This window comes from Pseudomonas sp. 2024-210, assembly GCF_045062345.1.
Classification (GTDB): domain Bacteria; phylum Pseudomonadota; class Gammaproteobacteria; order Pseudomonadales; family Pseudomonadaceae; genus Aquipseudomonas.
Genome location: NZ_JBJGEJ010000015.1, coordinates 69,292 through 86,255 on the forward strand (window position 1 = coordinate 69,292; position 16,964 = coordinate 86,255).

A 16,964-nucleotide genomic window follows, 5' to 3' on the forward strand; every position below is an offset into this window, starting at 1 on the left:
AGCCATTGATCATCGAGGGCATTGCACAGGCGGGGCAGCGCCAACACCCTACTTCGCCAACGCACGCAACCTGCTCAGTTCTTCATCCCCCAACACAATGCCGTCACTCAAGGATTTGGCCCGCTCTATAAAACGTCGATCTCCCGGCATACGCTCAAGACCCACACCCTGCATCTGACGTACCAGCTCAGCACTGCGCTCGGCAAAGTTGTTGCCCGCGGATTTGCTCGGGTCGATCACAATTAATAATTGCCCCGTCCAGGGCGTCTGCGCGCCAGGGTGTTTCGACCAGTCAAACTCAAACGAGAAGTTACCCCCCGTCAACGCGGCCGCCAGCAGTTCCACCATCATCGACAGCGCCGAACCCTTGTGCCCCCCAAACGGCAGCAAGGCTCCGCCGTCGAGAATTTCTTTGGGGTTTTCAGTCGCCTCGCCGTGTTTATCGACGCCCATGCCCGCAGGTAACGTATGGCCCTTGCGCGCAGCAATTTGCACGTCGCCGTGGGCAATTGCACTGGTGGCCAAATCAAAAACGATGGGCGAGCCGCCCGCACGCGGTGCGGCAAAAGCGATCGGGTTAGTCCCGAATAGCGGTTTGGAGGCGCCATGCGGCACCACGCAGGTCATGCTGTTAACCACGCTCAATGCCACCAGCCCCTCTTCGGCGAACGGCTCAACGTCGGGCCATAACGCCGCGAAGTGATGGGAGTTGCGTATCGCCAATACAGCAATACCGGCACTGCGGGCCTTTTCCACCAGCAACCCTCGGGCCGCTGCCAACGCAGGCTGGGCAAAGCCATTGGCCGCGTCCACCCGCACAAAACCGCTCGCTACGTCCTCAACCACCGGCACCGCCTGGCCATCCACCCAGTGGCTGGCCAGTGACGACAAATAACCGGGAATGCGGAATACCCCGTGACTGTAGGAGCCGTCTCGCTGCGCCCGTGCGCAGTTGTCAGCCAACACCTGCGCCACCGCCGCAGAGGTACCGTGGCGTTCGAAGATCTGTTGCAAGAGGGCTGTCAATTCGCCGAGGGTCAGCGATGAAGTGGCGGGTTGGGACATGGGGCGCTCCAATGGAATTGTTTTTATCGGGGTGCAAGGTCGAGGCCAACTATCAGGTTGTGACAGTTATCTGTCAATTGTTGACTTAATGACAGAAAACCTTCACTTTCTGCAACGCGCTGATACAACAACAGGAAGCAGCCGTGAGCCAGTCGATTAAACAACGCCTTGAAAGCAGCCTGTCAACCGCCGCGCCTTCGGGTCGGGCGATTGCCAGTTATATGCTGGCCAATCTTTATGAGCTGCCCTTTCAGACCGCCGCCGACATCGCCTCCAAACTGGGCGTCAGCGAGTCCAGTGTCGGGCGTTTTTGCCGGGCGCTGGGCTACAGCCATTTCAAAGACCTCAAAAACGACCTGAAAGATGACCTCGGCGATGGCCCTTGGCTGGTCGGTGATCGCCTGCAGGAGTTCCGCCTCCAATCGAGCCAGAGCCCGCAAGGTTTGCCGCGCAGCTTCGAGCTGGAAGTGGCGGCGCTGGTCAAGGTCTACGAATACAGCCTGACCCCGCAATGGCAAACCGTCAGCCAGCGCCTGGCCACCCGGCGCAAGGTATTTGTCGCCGGTTTCCAGACCGAGCGAGGCATCGCGGACTCCATGGTGCATTTGCTGCAATACCTGCGCGATGGCGTGCAACGGGTGGATGGCGCCGCCGGGCATTACGCCGATGTGCTGCTGTGCCCGCCCGAGGACTGCGCACTGGTGGTGTTCGAAGCCCGCCGCTATTCGCGCCACGCCCAGCTGTTATGCCGTAAGGCGCGCGAGGCCGGTATTGCCGTCACGCTGATTACCGACACCTTCTGCGACTGGGCCGAGCAAAACGCCGATGAAGTGTTCCGCGTGCCCACCGAATTCAATCTGTTCTGGGAATCCACCGCAGCCATGCTGTCGCTGGTGCACCTGCTGATCAACGAAGTCTGCAAACAACTGGGACCGGACGTCGAAAAACGTCTTGAGGCAACCGCGGCCTTGCACAACGAGTTCGTGGGCTACACCTCCTCTCCCGGTTCAAAACAATAAAACGAGGTGCTAGATGAACAACGTCATTCGCTTTGCCAGTGCATGTGCAATGGTTGCTGCCTTCGCGTCCAACGCGCAGGCCGAGAAACTGACAATCGCCACGGAAGGCGCCTACCCTCCTTTCAACTACGTTGACTCAGACAACAAACTGCACGGCTTCGATGTCGACATTGCCAATGCCGTGTGCCAGCGCATGAATGCCGAGTGCACGATCGTGGCTCAGGATTGGGACGGGATTATTGCCGGGCTGATGGCCAAGAAATATGACGCCATTGTCGCCTCGATGATCGTCAACGAAGAGCGCAAAAAGAAGATCGCTTTCACCAACCACTATTACCGCACGCCGTTGTCTATCGCCGTACCCAAGGACTCGTCGATCACCGATGCCCAGTCCGACTTCAAGGGTAAAACCGTCGGCGCGCAAAGTGCCGCAACCCAAAGCATCTATGCCGAAGAGCATTACAAGGATGCCGACCTCAAGCTCTATCCGACCCTGGATGAAGCCAACAGCGAGCTGGCCAACGAGCGGGTCGATGTGGTGATTGCCGACAAGTTCCCGTTGCTGGAATGGGTCAATAAGACCGGCAAAGACTGCTGCAAAATCATTGGTGACGTCGACGGCACTATGGCCGACGCCGCTATTGCCGTGCGCCAACAAGACAACGCGCTGCGCGAGCGTTTCAACAAGGCACTGGACGAAATCGTGGCCGATGGCACCTATAAAAAGATTTCCAGCCAGTACTTCGACTTCGACATTTACTGAGTTGCCGGCCCTCGCGTGAGGGCTTGCCCGCCTCTCACCCGGCCCTGCGCACGCACCGTGCGCGGCGGCTGAAATCGGCCCATATTTGCCCGGGGATTCGAGCATGCTCGATCAACTCTCATTACTCTCCTTTGCCAGTGGCGGCTGGGGCTCGGCGTTGCTGGCCGGCTCGCTGGTAACCATTGCGCTGGCGTTGAGCTGCCTGCCCATCGGTTTGCCGCTTGGGCTGATCGTGGCCATCGCCGCACGCTCTAAAAACCGCTGGATGCGCGCGTGGGCGACGACCTTTTCCACAGTCTTTCGCGGCCTGCCGGAACTCTTGACGCTGCTGATCATTTATTACGGCTGCCAGATCGCCGCGCAGAAAATCCTTGCGCTGATGGGCTATGACGCGCAGTTCACGATCAATACCTTTGTCGCCGCGATGATCGCGTTCAGTCTGGTATTTGCCGCCTTCTCCAGTGAAATATGGCTGGGGGCATTCAAAACCATTCCCAAGGGCCAGTTTGAAGCGGCCTCGGCGCTGGGATTGTCGCCGTTCACCACCTTTCGCAAGGTGGTGCTGCCGCAGTTGGCACGCATCGCCCTGCCCGGTCTGTCGAATAACTGGCTGTCGCTGCTCAAGGACACGTCGCTGGTGTCCACCATCGCGTTGGTCGACCTCATGCGCCAAACCAATCTGGCCGTGAGCGTGACCAAAGACCCGATGCTGTTTTACAGCGTGGCGTGCTTCATCTACCTGTTTTTCTCAGCGATCTCGGGGCGTCTGTTCGCTTTTCTTGAGCGCTATTTCAACCGCCATATACGGAGCGTGCAGCCATGAGCCTGGCGGAACTGCAAAACCTCTTTCTCAGCCCCGAGTTGCTCGAACGCTACGGCCCACGCTTCATCGACGGCATGCTGGTCACCCTCAAACTGGTGGCCATTTCATTCACGCTGGGTGCTCTGCTCGGGCTGCTGATTGCCTTGGGGCGCTTGTCGAGCAATCGCTTTGTGCGCAATTTTACCGGCGCCTATGTGTATTTTTTCCGGGGCTCGCCGCTGCTGGCGCAGTTGTTCCTGTTGTATTACGGGCTGGGCTCATTCAAAGGGTTGTGGCAAGACATTGGCTTGTGGTGGTTCTTCCGCGATGCGTGGTTCTGCACCTTACTGGCGTTCACCCTGAACACGGCGGCGTATCAGGCTGAAATTCTGCGCGGCAGCATTCTGTCAGTCGCCCAAGGCCAGCGCGAAGCCTGCAAGGCACTGAACCTGTCGCGTTGGACCACTTTTCGCAAAATCATCCTGCCGCAATCGCTGCTGGTGGCCATCGGCCCACTGGGCAACGAACTGATTTTGATGATCAAGGCCAGTGCCATTGCCTCCCTGGTCACCATTTACGACTTGATGGGCGTGACCAAAATGGTTTTCTCGCGCAGCTTCGACTTTCAGGTGTACCTGTGGGCCGCCGTGCTCTACCTGCTGATCGTGGAAGTGGTGCGGCGCAGCCTGAAACTGATTGAAGGCCGCCTCGGCCGCCACTTGCAATAAGCCCATTGCCGGGCTGCCTCGTCGGCCCACCGTTTTAAGGAAGTGACTATGCACTGCGACACTCTCGTTCTGGGCGCCGGCATCGTGGGCGTCAGTACCGCGCTGCACTTGCAGGCGCGCGGCCGCAACGTGGTCTTGATAGACCGCGCGCAACCGGGCAGCGGCACCAGTCACGGCAATGCCGGGCTGATCGAACGCGCCAGCGTGATCCCCTATTCGTTCCCCCGAGAGATCACACGACTGCTGCGCTACGGCCTCAATCAGCAATCGGATGTGCGCTACAGCTTCAAGCACCTGCCCAAAGCGGCCACCTGGCTGATGAACTACTGGCAACAGTCTTCCCCTCAAGGGCTGGCCAAAGCCACCGCCGCCATGCTGCCGCTGATTGAGCGCTGCGTGAGTGAGCATGACCTGCTCGCAGAACCGGCTGGCATGACGCATTTGATTCAAGACAGCGGCTGGATCGAGGTCTATCGCACGCAGGCCGACTTCGACAAGGCTCAGGCGGATGCTCGGGCCTTGAATGACTTCGACCTGAACTGGTGCGTGCTCAATCAACAACAAGTGCACGCGCTGGAACCCGGTTTGCACAGCGATGTGATCGGTGCCATTCACTGGCTAGACCCCAAAACCGTCAGCGATCCGGGCGGCCTCACCCGTGGCTACGCCCAATTGTTCAAGCAGCGCGGTGGCACCTTTGTGATCGGCGATGCCGCCAGCCTGCGCCAGACCGGCGGGCAATGGCAGGTCGAGAGTGATCAAGGGCTGATGGTCGGTCATGAGGTGGTGGTCGCGCTCGGCCCGCAAGCCCGGTCCATCTTCGAGCCGCTGGGGTACCGCATACCACTGGCGATCAAGCGCGGCTACCACATGCACTATGCAGCCAAGGACGGCCAGCGCATGCAGCACCCGATTCTTGATTCGGTCGGTGGCTATGTTCTGGCGCCGATGGTGGGCGGTATACGCCTGACCACCGGCATCGAGTTTGCCGACAGTGATGACCCGATCAACGAAATCCAGCTACGGCGCTGCGAAGAACGGGCCCAGCTCCTGTACCCGCTAGGTGAACGCGTGGATGCACAACCGTGGCTGGGCCGCCGCCCTTGCCTGCCGGACATGTGCCCGGTGATTGGCCCCGGCAGCCGGCATAAAGGCCTGTGGTTCAACTTTGGTCACGCCCACCATGGTTTGACCTTGGGCCCGGTCAGTGGCCGTCTGCTGGCCGAAATGATAACCGGCGAATACCCGTTCACTGACCCGACGCCTTACAGCGCCGAGCGCTTTTACTGATCATTGGAGACGCACCATGCAGGCTCAACCGGCTTACGTTCATAACCCCGTGTCTCCCGTCACAGACAGCCGCAAAGTGGTGGTGGATATAGCGGGTTTAAACAAATACTACAGCGCATTTCATGTGCTTAAAGGCATCGACCTTAAAGTGCATGAAGGCGAACGAATCGTGCTGTGCGGCCCTTCGGGATCGGGCAAATCGACGCTGATTCGCTGCATCAATCGGCTGGAAATTGCCGAAAAAGGTCGCATTCTGGTCAACAACACGGATCTGTCGCAGACCAGCCGTGAAGCGGCGCAGGTGCGCAGCGAGATTGGCATGGTGTTCCAACACTTCAACCTGTTCCCCCACATGAGCGTGCTCGACAACTGCATTCTGGCGCCCATGTCAGTGCGGGGGCTGTCCCGTAAAAAGGCCATTGAGCTGGCTGAGCACTTTCTCGATAAAGTCGGCATCGCCAGCCAGGCGCACAAGTACCCGAGTCAACTCTCTGGCGGCCAGCAACAGCGTGTAGCCATTGCCCGCGCCTTGTGCATGGAGCCGAAAATCATGCTGTTTGACGAGCCGACCTCGGCACTGGACCCGGAAATGGTCAGTGAAGTGCTGGACGTCATGGTCAAACTGGCGGGCAGCGGCATGACCATGTTGTGCGTGACCCACGAAATGGGCTTTGCCCGGCAAGTGGCGGAGCGGGTGTTATTCCTTGATGGCGGCATGATTGTCGAAGACTCGCCACCCGAAACATTTTTCAACGCGCCGAAAAGCCCACGGGCCAAGGCGTTTCTAGCGCAAATCGTGCATTGAACCGTCCAAAGCCCCCTAAACTGATACAAATTATGTAGGAGACATACCCGGAACTTGTAGTCGCTGGCACAGGCTGCGATAAGATCCGCCGGGATTTGGGCGGTCTGCCTTCTGGTCACCCTGCGCGTCCAAACGCAGCGTTGGGCAAAGTGCCCGCTACCGAATTCGGCGCGATGAGTTCAATTATCAGTAATCAGGAAATTTCGATATGTACGTGGTGATGGCATGAAATGGCTCAAGGGCATCATTCTGGGCGTGGTCCTGCTAGCAGTGGGCGCTGTCGGGCTTGGGCTGTTTTACTTTCTTCCTCAGCACGATGTCGTGATGGTGACGGGAGTTGAAGTCAAACGGGTTGATCACAATGGCGTCATCAACGCAGAAAACCCGGCCGACGGGCCGACTCGGGATGTGTACTTCATCAACACCGAAGACCCGGTGACCAAAAAAGTCATGGTGTACCGCAACGAGGACACGGGCTGGTCATTCCCTTGGTACTTCAAGTTCGACTCGGCTGACATTCAGGCCAAGGCTCAGGGTTATTCGCGTGATGCCGAGCAATTGGCGCTGATTCGTTATTACGGCTGGCGCATCAAGATTTTCTCGGTGTTCCCTAACGTGACGTCGATTGAAGCCACCACCAGCCGCGAAGAGCCTTTCCCTTGGTTCAATACCGTTTTCTTCACGGTGCTGGCATTGGTGCTGATTGTGATTGCTGTGTTTATCAAACGTCGTGTCAAACACCGCCCGCAAATGCCGGTTAATTAAGCTGTGCGTTGCAGTGGCGCATCAAACCGATCGTAGCCTTCGTTCCTCGCCAGCAAGGTTGTGATCTGCTTGTGATCTGCTTGTGATCTGCTTGTGATCTGCTTGTGATCTGGCTTGTGATCTGGCTTTTGATGTTGATCTGCCGCCCCGTCGGGAGGCCGAGTGGAGGTTTCGCGGAGTGGGTCGACCGGCATGGATGCCGGGAGAGCTGCGCTCGGGCCATGGATGGCCCGTCGCAGCGTGCCCACGGAGCGGGACCGTAGCGAGGGGACCTGAGCGCAGCGAAGGCCGTACGCAGGGGCAAGGCCTTTTTGCTTACTTTTGTGGCTGTTTGACAAAAGTGAGCCGCCGTAAGGGCGGAACCTTTAGTTCAACTAGACACTAATAATGGATATGTACTCGAAGCTTTTAATTGGCCAGCGTGCATATCCATTTGATGTATTAATACTTTCTACGGGTTACGCCCTTACGGCGTGTCACTTTGCAAAAGCGGCAAAGTAACCAAAACGCTTCCGCACCTGCGTACGGCTTTCGCTGCGCTCAAGTCCCCTCGCTCCGGTCCCGCTCCGTGGGCACGCCGTGACGGGCCATCCATGGCCCAACACGGCTCTCCCGGCATCCATGCCGGTCGACCCACTGCGCAGAACCTCCACTCGGCCATCCCGATGGGGCGGCAGATCAAGATCAAGATCAAGATCAAGATCAAGATCAAGATCAAGACGGTACCTACAGGGACTGCCCCACTTTCTGAACCGCGGGCTACGCTAGAGGTGTTACCGCCCCGAGGTTCTGCTGCTGATGACTCCCCCTTCTCCCCCTGAGCGCCTGCCCGGATTCACCCCGGCCACCAGCGCCTGGTTTTTATCGACCTTCCCCCGCCCTACTGCCGTGCAACTCGCCGCCTGGTCGGCCATTGCCGCGCAACACTGCGCGCTGGTCATCGCCCCTACCGGTTCAGGTAAAACCCTCGCGGCATTCCTGCACGCCATCGACCAGTTGTTTGAAGAGCGCGACGCCGCGGCCAACGCCGATCACCCGCCGGGCAAATCGACGACTCGGGTGCTGTATATCTCCCCGATCAAAGCCTTGGGCAGCGATGTGCAGCGCAATTTGAACCTGCCACTGGATGGCGTGCGTGCCCAGCGTGTCTTGCGCGGCGACACCGCCGTGGAAATCAGCGTGGGCATGCGCACGGGCGATACGCCCCAGGCAGAACGCGCCCGGCTGGTGCGACGCCCGCCCGATATTTTGATCACCACACCCGAATCTTTGTATTTGATGCTGACGTCAAAAGCCCGCGAAACCCTACGCGGCGTACAGACGATAATTGTCGATGAAGTACACGCCGTGGCAGGCAGCAAACGCGGCTCGCATCTGGCGCTGAGCCTGGAGCGGCTTGACGCCTTGCTGCCCCAACCCGCCCAGCGCATCGGGCTGTCCGCCACAGTGCGCCCGGTGGATCACGTCGCGCGGTTCCTCGGCGGCGCCCGGCCGGTGACGGTGGTCAACCCGCCTTCCAGTCGTCAGTTGCACGTGCGCATTGTGGTGCCCGTTGAGGACATGAGCGATCTCTCGGCGCGCAATCAGTCATCGATCACCAGCGAGCAAGGGAACGTCGGCTCAATCTGGCCCCATGTCGAGGCCAGTATTCTGCAACAGGTGCTCAAACAGCGCTCAACGCTGGTCTTTACCAATGCCCGCGGCCTCGCCGAGAAACTGACCGCACGGCTCAATGAGCTGTATGCCGAACAGCTTGGCGACCCAGACCTGTCCGAAAACACGCCGCCCGAGCATTTTGTATCGTCCGCCGGGGGCACTACGCGGCGCACTGCGGGTGAAGCGCCACTGATTGCCCGTGCCCATCATGGCTCAGTGTCCAAGGAGCAGCGGGCCGACATCGAAAGCGCTCTCAAGTCAGGTGAACTGCGGTGCGTGGTCGCGACCTCAAGCCTTGAACTGGGGATTGATATGGGGCTGGTGGATCTGGTGATTCAGGTCGCCGCACCGCCTTCGGTGGCCAGCGCCTTGCAGCGCGTGGGCCGCGCCGGGCACCAAGTCGGCGGGATATCGGCAGGCCTGATTTACCCACGCACCCGACGCGATCTGCTGGATGCGGTGGTTACGGTTGATCGCATGCTCAGCGGGCAACTGGAAACCCTGGAGCCCCCGCGCAACCCGCTGGACATACTGGCCCAACAGACCATTGCCGCCGTCGCCATGGACCCGCTGGATGTGGACGACTGGTTCGCCCGCGTCCGTCGCGCCGATCCCTTTCGCGCCCTTACCCGCAGTGTGTTTGACGCCACGCTGGATATGCTGGCAGGCCGCTACCCGTCGGACGAATTCGCCGAGTTTCGTCCCCGTCTGGTGTGGAACCGTCAGACCGGGCAACTGACTGCCCGCCCCGGCTCGCACAAATTGGCGGTGATCAGCGGGGGCACCATTCCCGATCGCGGCATGTTCAGCGTGATACTGCCCGAGGGCGAGGAGCGTGCCGGTTCTCGCCGGGTAGGCGAACTCGACGAAGAGATGGTCTACGAGTCGCGGGTCAATGACGTCATCACCCTCGGCGCATCATCCTGGCGTATCCAGCAAATCACCCGTGATCAAGTGGTCGTGACACCCGCCCCCGGCCGCTCGGCGCGCCTGCCTTTTTGGCGCGGCGATGGCCTGGGCCGCCCGGCCGAGCTGGGCGAAGCCATTGGTGCCTTCCTGCGCGAACTGGACATTGAGCGGGCCAGCGAAACACCCAGCCAACAGCGAGAGCAGCGTCTCAAAAGCATCGGCCTGGACGCCAACGCGGTCAACAACCTGCTCGCACTGGTCGCCGAGCAGCGTGAGGCCACCGGCACATTGCCAACTGATCGGGCGTTGGTCATTGAGCGCTGTCTGGATGAAACCGGGGACTGGCGAGTGATTTTGCACTCCCCTTACGGCCAGCGTGTACACGGCCCGTGGGCGCTGGCCATCGCCGAGCGGATACGTCAGCGCCTGCGAATCGACCCCTCGGTGGTGTCCAGCGATGACGGCATTATTGTGCGCATTCCGGCCAGTGAAGGCCGCTTGCCCGGCGCCGAGCTGTTTGTGTTTGAACCTGAGCAATTGCAACGCGTTGTGGCTGATGCCGTGGGCGGCTCGGCACTGTTCGCCGCGCGCTTTCGCGAATGTGCCGCACGGGCCTTGCTGCTGCCACGTCACAACCCCGGCAAGCGCTCGCCGTTGTGGCAGCAACGCTTGCGCGCGGGCCAGTTGCTGGCCATTGCCAGCGATTACCCGGACTTTCCGATCTTGATCGAAACCGCCCGCGAATGCCTGCAAGACGTCTACGACTTGCCCGCGCTCAATACCCTGATGCAGCGTCTGAATGACGGCACCGTGCAGTTCGTCGAGACCACAACGCAAAGCCCATCACCTTTTGCTGCGGGCTTGCTGTTCGGCTATGTCGGCGAGTTTATGTACCAGGGCGATGCCCCTCTGGCAGAGCGCCGGGCCTCGGTGCTGGCACTGGACAGCGGTCTGCTGGCTGACTTGCTGGGTCAGGTCGATCTGGGCGACTTGCTCGACCCAGCCATTGCCGAGCGTGTCGAACAGGAGTTGCAACACACCGCGCAGGATCGCCGGGTTGCCGGAGCCGAAGGCGTGGCTGACCTGCTGCGGGTACTGGGGCCTTTGTCCACGGCGCAGTTAGCCCTGCGGGTTGATCAACCCGACGCCCTGCCCGCCTCTTTGCAAACCTTGAGCGACACGGGCAGAGCGATTGCCGTGTCGATGGCCGGCGAAACACGCTGGGCGACGGTAGAAGACGCCGCCCGCTTACGCGATGCCTTGGGCGTGAATTTACCTGCGGGCATTGCCGAGATCTTTTTGCAGCCAGTCGCCGACCCACTGCGCGATTTGCTGGCCCGCTACGCCCGGACTCACGGGCCTTTCACCACAGGCGAGGCGGCCCGGTATCTGGGCCTGGGCGTGGCGATTGTCGACCACGGCCTGGAGCGCTTGTGCGAGCAAGGCAAAGTCCTCAAGGGCAACTTCGGCGTTGAGCGGCGCCTTGAAGCAACCCAGGACGCAGCCCTGATGATTGCCCCCAAGGCCCGCCACGAATGGATTGCCGAAGAGGTGTTCAAACGCCTGCGCCTGCGCTCCTTGCAAGCCGCCCGCGAAGCGACCCGGCCCGTGCCGGGAGTCGCTTATGTGCGGCTTCTGCTAGAGCGTCAGGGGCTGATCGCGCTAACCGACGGTCATCCTGCCCGCGCTCAGGAGCCGCCCATGAGCGGCGTATTTTGGGGCATCGACGGACTGGTGCGGGTGATCGAGCAACTGGCCGGGCGCGTGCTCCCCCTATCCATCTGGGAGAATCAGGTGCTGGCCATGCGCGTCAGCGACTATACGCCGGGCATGCTCGACGAGCTGATCAGCGCGGGTGAAGTGCTCTGGTCAGGCCACGGAGCCTTGGGTGATGACGATGGTCTGGTGGCCCTGCACCTTCGCGACTATGTCGGTGAAACTTTGCCCCCGGCGCTGGATGAAGACCTGCTTTCGCCGCTGCAGCAGGCCATTCTCGATCTGCTGGCCGATGGCGGCGCTTATTTCGGCCATCAACTGGCTACGCTGACCCAAAGCACTGCAACACAGTCTGCAGACGAACTGCATAACGCCGTATGGGACTTGGTGTGGCGTGGTTTTATAACCGGTGACAGCTGGGCGCCCTTACGTCAGCTGACGGTCACGCAAGCACCGCAACGCCCACGCCACCTCAGTCACTCCCGTCATCGCCGCGGGCAATTGCGCGCGCCCTTTACCCCTCTTTCAACGCCCACCTCAACCACACGCCCCCTCACCGGGCGCTGGTCATTACTGCCCCATGCCCCCGTCAGCGATACCGCACGCGCACTCGCATTGGTCGAAGGCCTGTTCGACCGCTACGGGGTGGTCACACGGGGCGCGGCAGTACAGGAAGACGTGCCGGGCGGGTTTCCTGCCCTTGCGCCCGTATTGCGCACGATGGAAGACACCGGGCGCATACTGCGCGGTCGCTTTGTTGAAGGTCTTGGGGGGGCCCAGTTTGCTGAGCGCAGCACCATAGACCGGCTGCGCGCCCTCGCCGACAGCGTACCAGCCAGGCCCGTGGCCATTGCCTTGTCCGTGCTGGACCCGGCCAACCCTTTCGGCGTGACGTTGGCATGGCCTGCGAACCGTGCAAAGACCACCCCGGCCCGTCGCGCCGGGGCCTTGGTGGTCATTGTGGACGGCTGTTTGCTGTTTTATCTGACCCAGGGCGGCCGCCAGTTAGTGAGCTTTGTCGCCCATGACGCGCCCATTGCCCCCGAACGCCTGAAAGCGGGCGCGCAGGCCCTGGTCGCCGCGCTGAGAAAACACAAACGGCGGCCGTTCACGCTGGAACGTATCGACGAGCAGTCCACCTGGAACTCGCCGATAACGGCCGCATTGCGTGAAGCGGGCTTTGCCAGTGCGCCCAAGGGGTTGAGCTGGTATGGCTGAGCGCTGGCCTTGATGGATCAGAAGCGGTAAGTCACCGAAGAACCGAAACCGCTCGCGGTGTTCTTGAACTTAGCGCTGTAGGCGCCCTTCGAGGCCGAGCTGTCGTTGATCTTGACGCTCTCTTCCCACAGATAGGAATAAGCAAAGTCGACAGTGAGATTGCTCACTGGCGTCCAGCCTGCACCAAAACTGATGGCCGTCCGGTCGCCGGTAGGAATACGCGGGGAGCGGTTGGTGTTGTTGGTCGGCGACTCATCCACCGACAAGCCGGTGCGCAGCACCCATTGCGGGTTCAACTGATACGCGGCACCAATGGCGTGGGCCCAGGTGTCATGCCAGTTTTGCTCTTCAGTGATGGTGCTCAGCGAACCGCTCAAATAGGGGCTGACGTTGCTGTTCTCGACCGTAATGTCTTTGAATCGGCTCCAGCGCGTCCAGGTGCTGCCCATGTACAGCGTCCAGTCGTCATTGAGCTGGTGCGTCAGCGAAACGTCCACAGATTCCGGGGTATCAAGGCCCAGTTTGGCGTCATAACTCTTACCACTGAGGCCCAGCAAGCTGAAGCTGCCGCCGCTGACCTTGGTGTGACCCTTAAGGTTGTAACTGACCTTTGAGTGGTACGTCAGGCCCACACGGGTCTTGTCATCGGCCTGTACCAAAATACCGGCGTTAAAACCGATAGCCGTGTCATCGCCGTCGATCTTCACTTTGCCGTCGTTACGGCCCAGGGACTGAACATTAGGCACTTGCGAGGTCAATTCGCCGTCGATGCGGTTGATAGTCGGGCCAAAACCGATCGACACCTTGTCGTTAAAGGCATAGCTGACCGTTGGCTGGAACGTGATGACTTGGATCTTGCTCTTGTTGGCGAAGTAGCGGCCGGCAAACCCGCTGTCGTAGTCAGTGATCAATCCGAAAGGTACGTAGACACCGACACCGAACGCCCAGTGTTCGTCGATCGGTTTAACGTAGTAGCCCATGGGCACCGTGGTCAGCGGCACGATATTGCCGTCTTCCTTGCCGCCAAAGGTGCTGCGGGTTTGGCTGATGTCGGTTTTCGCGTTGAGCGTGGCGGCTCCCAGGCTCGCCTGTTCCTGCTTCAGACGTGCCATACCGGCCGGGTTGCCGTACACGGTGCTGGCATCGTCGGCAGCCGATGAGCGACCGGCAAAGCCCGTGCCCATCGCGCTGATACTTTGTTCGTTGATGGTAAGACCGCTGGCCCACAGCGACGAAGAGGCAAGTGCAACGGCAAGGCCTAGCAAGGCCTTAGGCATGGTGTGTTTCATTATTAGAGTTCTCTCAGGTAATCGGCGCGCACGCTACCAATATTCCTGGGCAGGCGCCATAGCCGGAGCGCTCTAAATCGGGCCTCTGTGTAGGACAATAGAACAAGAATGAGGTGTTATTCAGTGTGGGAATAGAGAGTGATAGGTGTAAATGATTGAGGGTTATTGCGAGGGCTTCGTTCAGTGTCTACAACAAAGGTTAGTGTTATCGGGCTTGCAGCTTTCAACATCCCGCCCTGCCTCTACCGAAACAAGGAAACCACACTGTTGCCCCTCACAGGAGCCTGAGCGTCGGGCAAGCCGAGGCGATTATCGCGTGTCACTTTGCAAAAGCGGCAACGTACGCTGCACACAGCGGCGCAACCTTCCTGAACCCATTCAATGCCGTCGTTTAAGTGTACTGGAGGGCAACTCGCCAAACTGCAAACGATAACTTTCCGAGAAACGCCCCAAATGTAGAAAACCATAATCAAGCGCCAGTTCGGTCAGGCTGCGAACCGTACAACTGGGATCGCTCAGGCAGGTGTGAATTCGTTCCAGCTTGCGTTGACGGATGTAATGCAGCGGCGTCACGCCAAGCTGGCGCTCGAACAGCGTGTACAGCGAGCGCTGACTCATGCGCGCTTGCACCGCCAGGTCTTGAGCATTGAGTTCGTGTTTGAGATTGCGCTCGATGTAATCGAGGATGCGCTCCAGGCCCACGCTCGCCGAGGCAAGGTTCTCTCGACTGATATTGGTTTGCATCAGGGTCAGTAATTTACTGCCGATTATCTGCGTGTAATGCTCCTGCACTTTGAGCACCGGATCGCTGGCCTCGGACTCCTGACACACCATGCCCAGCAAACCGAGAAACCCTTCCAGTTCGTCCAGTCGATAGTGGTTGCGCATAAAGCGCACTCCGCCAGCCGGTCGCCGCCAACGTTGTTCGTCACACACGTCTTCGAGCAGTTTGACCGGCAGTTTGAGGATGAATTTTTCACAATCTTGCGAGTACGTCAGGTCAACCGGATCGTCCGGGTTAATGACCAAAAGCTCTCCTGGCAGCAAGTGGTGCTCACGCGTGGGCCCGCGCCACAGGCAATTACCGTGAAGCAGAACTTGCAAATGGAAAATGCTCTCTAGCGCAGGCGACGTCACGCGCACGCTGCCGCCATAGCTGATGCGGCACAAATCCACCTCGGCAAATTTTCGGTGGTTCAGGCTGGCTTGCGGACGGGTCGTGCGACTCAGGCCAATACAATGTTGCCCGACATGCTGGTTCACATAGTCGGACACGGCATGGGGATCTGCGTGTCGGAACACGCTACTGCGTTCACTCAGCAGGCGGCTTTCCATCGGCAAGGCACTCGATCGAAATTTTAATTATTGTGGTTGTCACGTCCGCAAGAGTACCCATGTAGCCGTTGCGATATCAATTATCCACACGTCCAGTGCTCGATAACCGAACACTATTAACCTGCCCACCCTTTGTCGCCGCAGCAGTCCGACTTACCCTGCCACGTCCAACAACAATCATAAGAGCCCCTATGTCCAAGCGCTTTCGTGCCACGCCCCTGTCTATTTCCCTGCTCGCAGCCTTGACCGCCAACATTGCTCAAGCGGCAGACTTTAACTGGGTCGACCCCGCTGTAGCCCAGGTCAACCAAGAAGTCATCGATGTGCGCCACACCCTTCATCAGAACCCGGAGTTGGGCAATATGGAGGTCAAAACAGCAGCATTGGTCGCCGACCATCTCAAGGCCTTGGGGATTGAGGTGCGCACTCAAGTGGGCAAAACCGGGGTTGTCGGTGTGCTCAAAGGCGGCCTGCCCGGCCCGGTGATGGCCCTGCGGGCTGATATGGACGCGCTGCCCGTCAAGGAAATGACCGGCCTGCCGTACGCCAGCCAAGCAACTGGTGTTCGTCTGGGCAAAACCGTGCCGGTGATGCACGCCTGTGGTCATGACACGTACACGGCCATGCTGCTGGGTGCAGCCAAGGTATTGGCCCAACATCGCGATCAAGTGGCCGGCACCGTGGTCTTCCTGTTCCAACCTGCCGAAGAAGGCGCGGCAGACGTCGACGACTTCCAGACTGACACCCTGATCGGTGCACAAGCCATGATCCGCGACGGGGCGCTGGACACGCCCAAGGTCGAGGCCATTTTTGGCGTGCACGTGATGGCGGGTTATCCCACTGGGCATCTGTATTACAAGGCAGGCACCGTGCTCAACAGCAGTGACGGCTTTCGCATCACCCTCAAGGGCAGGCAGACGCACGGTTCGGCACCGTGGAGCGGCGTGGACCCGATTGTAGCCAGTGCGGCGGTGGTTAACGGTCTGCAAACGCTGGTCAGTCGTCGTGCCGATTTGAGTCAGGGTATGGGCGTGATCAGTGTCGGAACCATCAACGGAGGCGCGGCCAGCAATATCATCCCCGAGACGGTGGAAATGACCGGGACCATTCGCAGCAACAGCCCGGCCATCCGCGAGACCTTGCTGAAAAAAATGCCTGCTCTGGTGCAGGGTATTTCTACCGCCTACGAGACCGAAGCGAAGGTGCTAGTGGTCAACCATGCGCCCGTTACCACCAATGACCCCGACCTGACCCGCTCAATGGTTAAAGCACTGGCGCTGGCTGCACCGGGCAAGGTTGAGGAACTGCCGGCGTCGTTGTCACCCAGCGAAGACTTCTCGTACTACGCGCAAAAAGTCCCGGGCCTGTTCGTCTTTCTCGGCGCCACCCCCGCCGATCAAGACATGAGCAAAGTGCCCAATAATCACAGCCCATACTTCACCGCCGATGATGCAACGCTGGCCACCGGCGTGAAAGCCCATGTGCAATTTGTACTCAACTATCCGCAGCGGGATGCTACACCTTGACCTGTAGCCGCTGCCGAAGGCTGCGATCGAGCGCGAAGCGTTCGTAGAATGGGACGCCTCGGTGCGTCAGCCCCCCAT

The 16,964-nt window shown here is 59.8% G+C and carries 12 protein-coding genes; 9 read left to right on the forward strand and 3 right to left on the reverse strand.

Annotated features, from left to right (window positions below; translation table 11 throughout):
• Nucleotides 1-48 precede the first annotated feature (48 nt).
• Nucleotides 49-1,065, reverse strand: a complete 1,017-nt coding sequence (locus ACI7MX_RS18525) for an Ldh family oxidoreductase (protein WP_405585979.1) — start codon at nucleotides 1,063-1,065, stop codon at nucleotides 49-51.
• A 143-nt stretch (nucleotides 1,066-1,208) separates the two neighbouring features.
• Between ACI7MX_RS18525 and ACI7MX_RS18530 the strand changes: the two genes are divergently transcribed.
• The 8 genes from ACI7MX_RS18530 to ACI7MX_RS18565 all read left to right on the forward strand — a co-directional run bounded on the left by ACI7MX_RS18530 (nucleotide 1,209) and on the right by ACI7MX_RS18565 (nucleotide 12,736).
• On the forward strand, nucleotides 1,209-2,084 hold the full coding sequence (locus ACI7MX_RS18530) for a MurR/RpiR family transcriptional regulator (protein WP_405585982.1): 876 nt from the start codon (nucleotides 1,209-1,211) through the stop codon (nucleotides 2,082-2,084).
• 13 nt (nucleotides 2,085-2,097) lie between these two features.
• Nucleotides 2,098-2,847, forward strand: coding sequence for a transporter substrate-binding domain-containing protein (locus ACI7MX_RS18535; RefSeq protein WP_314482718.1), 750 nt, complete (start codon nucleotides 2,098-2,100; stop codon nucleotides 2,845-2,847).
• A 103-nt stretch (nucleotides 2,848-2,950) separates the two neighbouring features.
• On the forward strand, nucleotides 2,951-3,670 hold the full coding sequence (locus ACI7MX_RS18540) for an ABC transporter permease subunit (RefSeq protein ID WP_314482722.1): 720 nt from the start codon (nucleotides 2,951-2,953) through the stop codon (nucleotides 3,668-3,670).
• A complete protein-coding gene (locus ACI7MX_RS18545) occupies nucleotides 3,667-4,377 on the forward strand; it encodes an ABC transporter permease (RefSeq protein WP_122785551.1) in 711 nt (236 codons plus the stop codon). Before ACI7MX_RS18540 ends, ACI7MX_RS18545 begins: the two co-directional genes overlap by 4 nt.
• A gap of 48 nt (nucleotides 4,378-4,425) precedes the next feature.
• The gene (locus ACI7MX_RS18550) at nucleotides 4,426-5,667 is read left to right on the forward strand and encodes an FAD-dependent oxidoreductase (protein WP_405585987.1); all 1,242 of its coding nucleotides are present in this window, start codon (nucleotides 4,426-4,428) and stop codon (nucleotides 5,665-5,667) included.
• A gap of 79 nt (nucleotides 5,668-5,746) precedes the next feature.
• Entirely contained in the window at nucleotides 5,747-6,472 is a 726-nt protein-coding gene (locus ACI7MX_RS18555; RefSeq protein WP_405586059.1) for an amino acid ABC transporter ATP-binding protein, read from the forward strand.
• 225 nt (nucleotides 6,473-6,697) lie between these two features.
• Entirely contained in the window at nucleotides 6,698-7,237 is a 540-nt protein-coding gene (locus ACI7MX_RS18560) for a DUF1523 family protein (protein WP_146387375.1), read from the forward strand.
• A 798-nt stretch (nucleotides 7,238-8,035) separates the two neighbouring features.
• On the forward strand, nucleotides 8,036-12,736 hold the full coding sequence (locus ACI7MX_RS18565) for an ATP-dependent helicase (protein ID WP_405585991.1): 4,701 nt from the start codon (nucleotides 8,036-8,038) through the stop codon (nucleotides 12,734-12,736).
• Nucleotides 12,737-12,753: 17 nt separating this feature from the next.
• On the opposite strand, the gene ACI7MX_RS18570 is transcribed toward ACI7MX_RS18565, so the two are convergent.
• Nucleotides 12,754-14,025 (reverse strand): OmpP1/FadL family transporter, encoded by a 1,272-nt coding sequence (locus ACI7MX_RS18570; RefSeq protein WP_405585994.1) that lies wholly within the window; start codon nucleotides 14,023-14,025, stop codon nucleotides 12,754-12,756.
• 378 nt (nucleotides 14,026-14,403) lie between these two features.
• Nucleotides 14,404-15,360 (reverse strand): AraC family transcriptional regulator, encoded by a 957-nt coding sequence (locus ACI7MX_RS18575; protein WP_314486502.1) that lies wholly within the window; start codon nucleotides 15,358-15,360, stop codon nucleotides 14,404-14,406.
• Between the two features lie 191 nt (nucleotides 15,361-15,551).
• Here ACI7MX_RS18575 and ACI7MX_RS18580 point away from each other — a divergent pair, with 191 nt between their 5' ends.
• Nucleotides 15,552-16,886, forward strand: a complete 1,335-nt coding sequence (locus tag ACI7MX_RS18580) for an amidohydrolase (RefSeq protein WP_405585997.1) — start codon at nucleotides 15,552-15,554, stop codon at nucleotides 16,884-16,886.
• The last annotated feature ends 78 nt before the right edge of the window (nucleotides 16,887-16,964 follow it).

What these genes read in the sequence shown, in the direction of transcription:
- ACI7MX_RS18525 (WP_405585979.1), bottom strand. Translation starts at nt 1,065, where the DNA reads ATGTCCCAACCCGCCACTTCATCGCTGACCCTCGGCGAATTGACAGCC.
- ACI7MX_RS18535 (WP_314482718.1), top strand. Translation starts at nt 2,098, where the DNA reads ATGAACAACGTCATTCGCTTTGCCAGTGCATGTGCAATGGTTGCTGCC.
- ACI7MX_RS18540 (WP_314482722.1), top strand. Translation starts at nt 2,951, where the DNA reads ATGCTCGATCAACTCTCATTACTCTCCTTTGCCAGTGGCGGCTGGGGC.
- ACI7MX_RS18545 (WP_122785551.1), top strand. Translation starts at nt 3,667, where the DNA reads ATGAGCCTGGCGGAACTGCAAAACCTCTTTCTCAGCCCCGAGTTGCTC.
- ACI7MX_RS18550 (WP_405585987.1), top strand. Translation starts at nt 4,426, where the DNA reads ATGCACTGCGACACTCTCGTTCTGGGCGCCGGCATCGTGGGCGTCAGT.
- ACI7MX_RS18560 (WP_146387375.1), top strand. Translation starts at nt 6,698, where the DNA reads ATGAAATGGCTCAAGGGCATCATTCTGGGCGTGGTCCTGCTAGCAGTG.
- ACI7MX_RS18565 (WP_405585991.1), top strand. Translation starts at nt 8,036, where the DNA reads ATGACTCCCCCTTCTCCCCCTGAGCGCCTGCCCGGATTCACCCCGGCC.
- ACI7MX_RS18570 (WP_405585994.1), bottom strand. Translation starts at nt 14,025, where the DNA reads ATGAAACACACCATGCCTAAGGCCTTGCTAGGCCTTGCCGTTGCACTT.
- ACI7MX_RS18575 (WP_314486502.1), bottom strand. Translation starts at nt 15,360, where the DNA reads ATGGAAAGCCGCCTGCTGAGTGAACGCAGTAGCGTGTTCCGACACGCA.
- ACI7MX_RS18580 (WP_405585997.1), top strand. Translation starts at nt 15,552, where the DNA reads ATGTCCAAGCGCTTTCGTGCCACGCCCCTGTCTATTTCCCTGCTCGCA.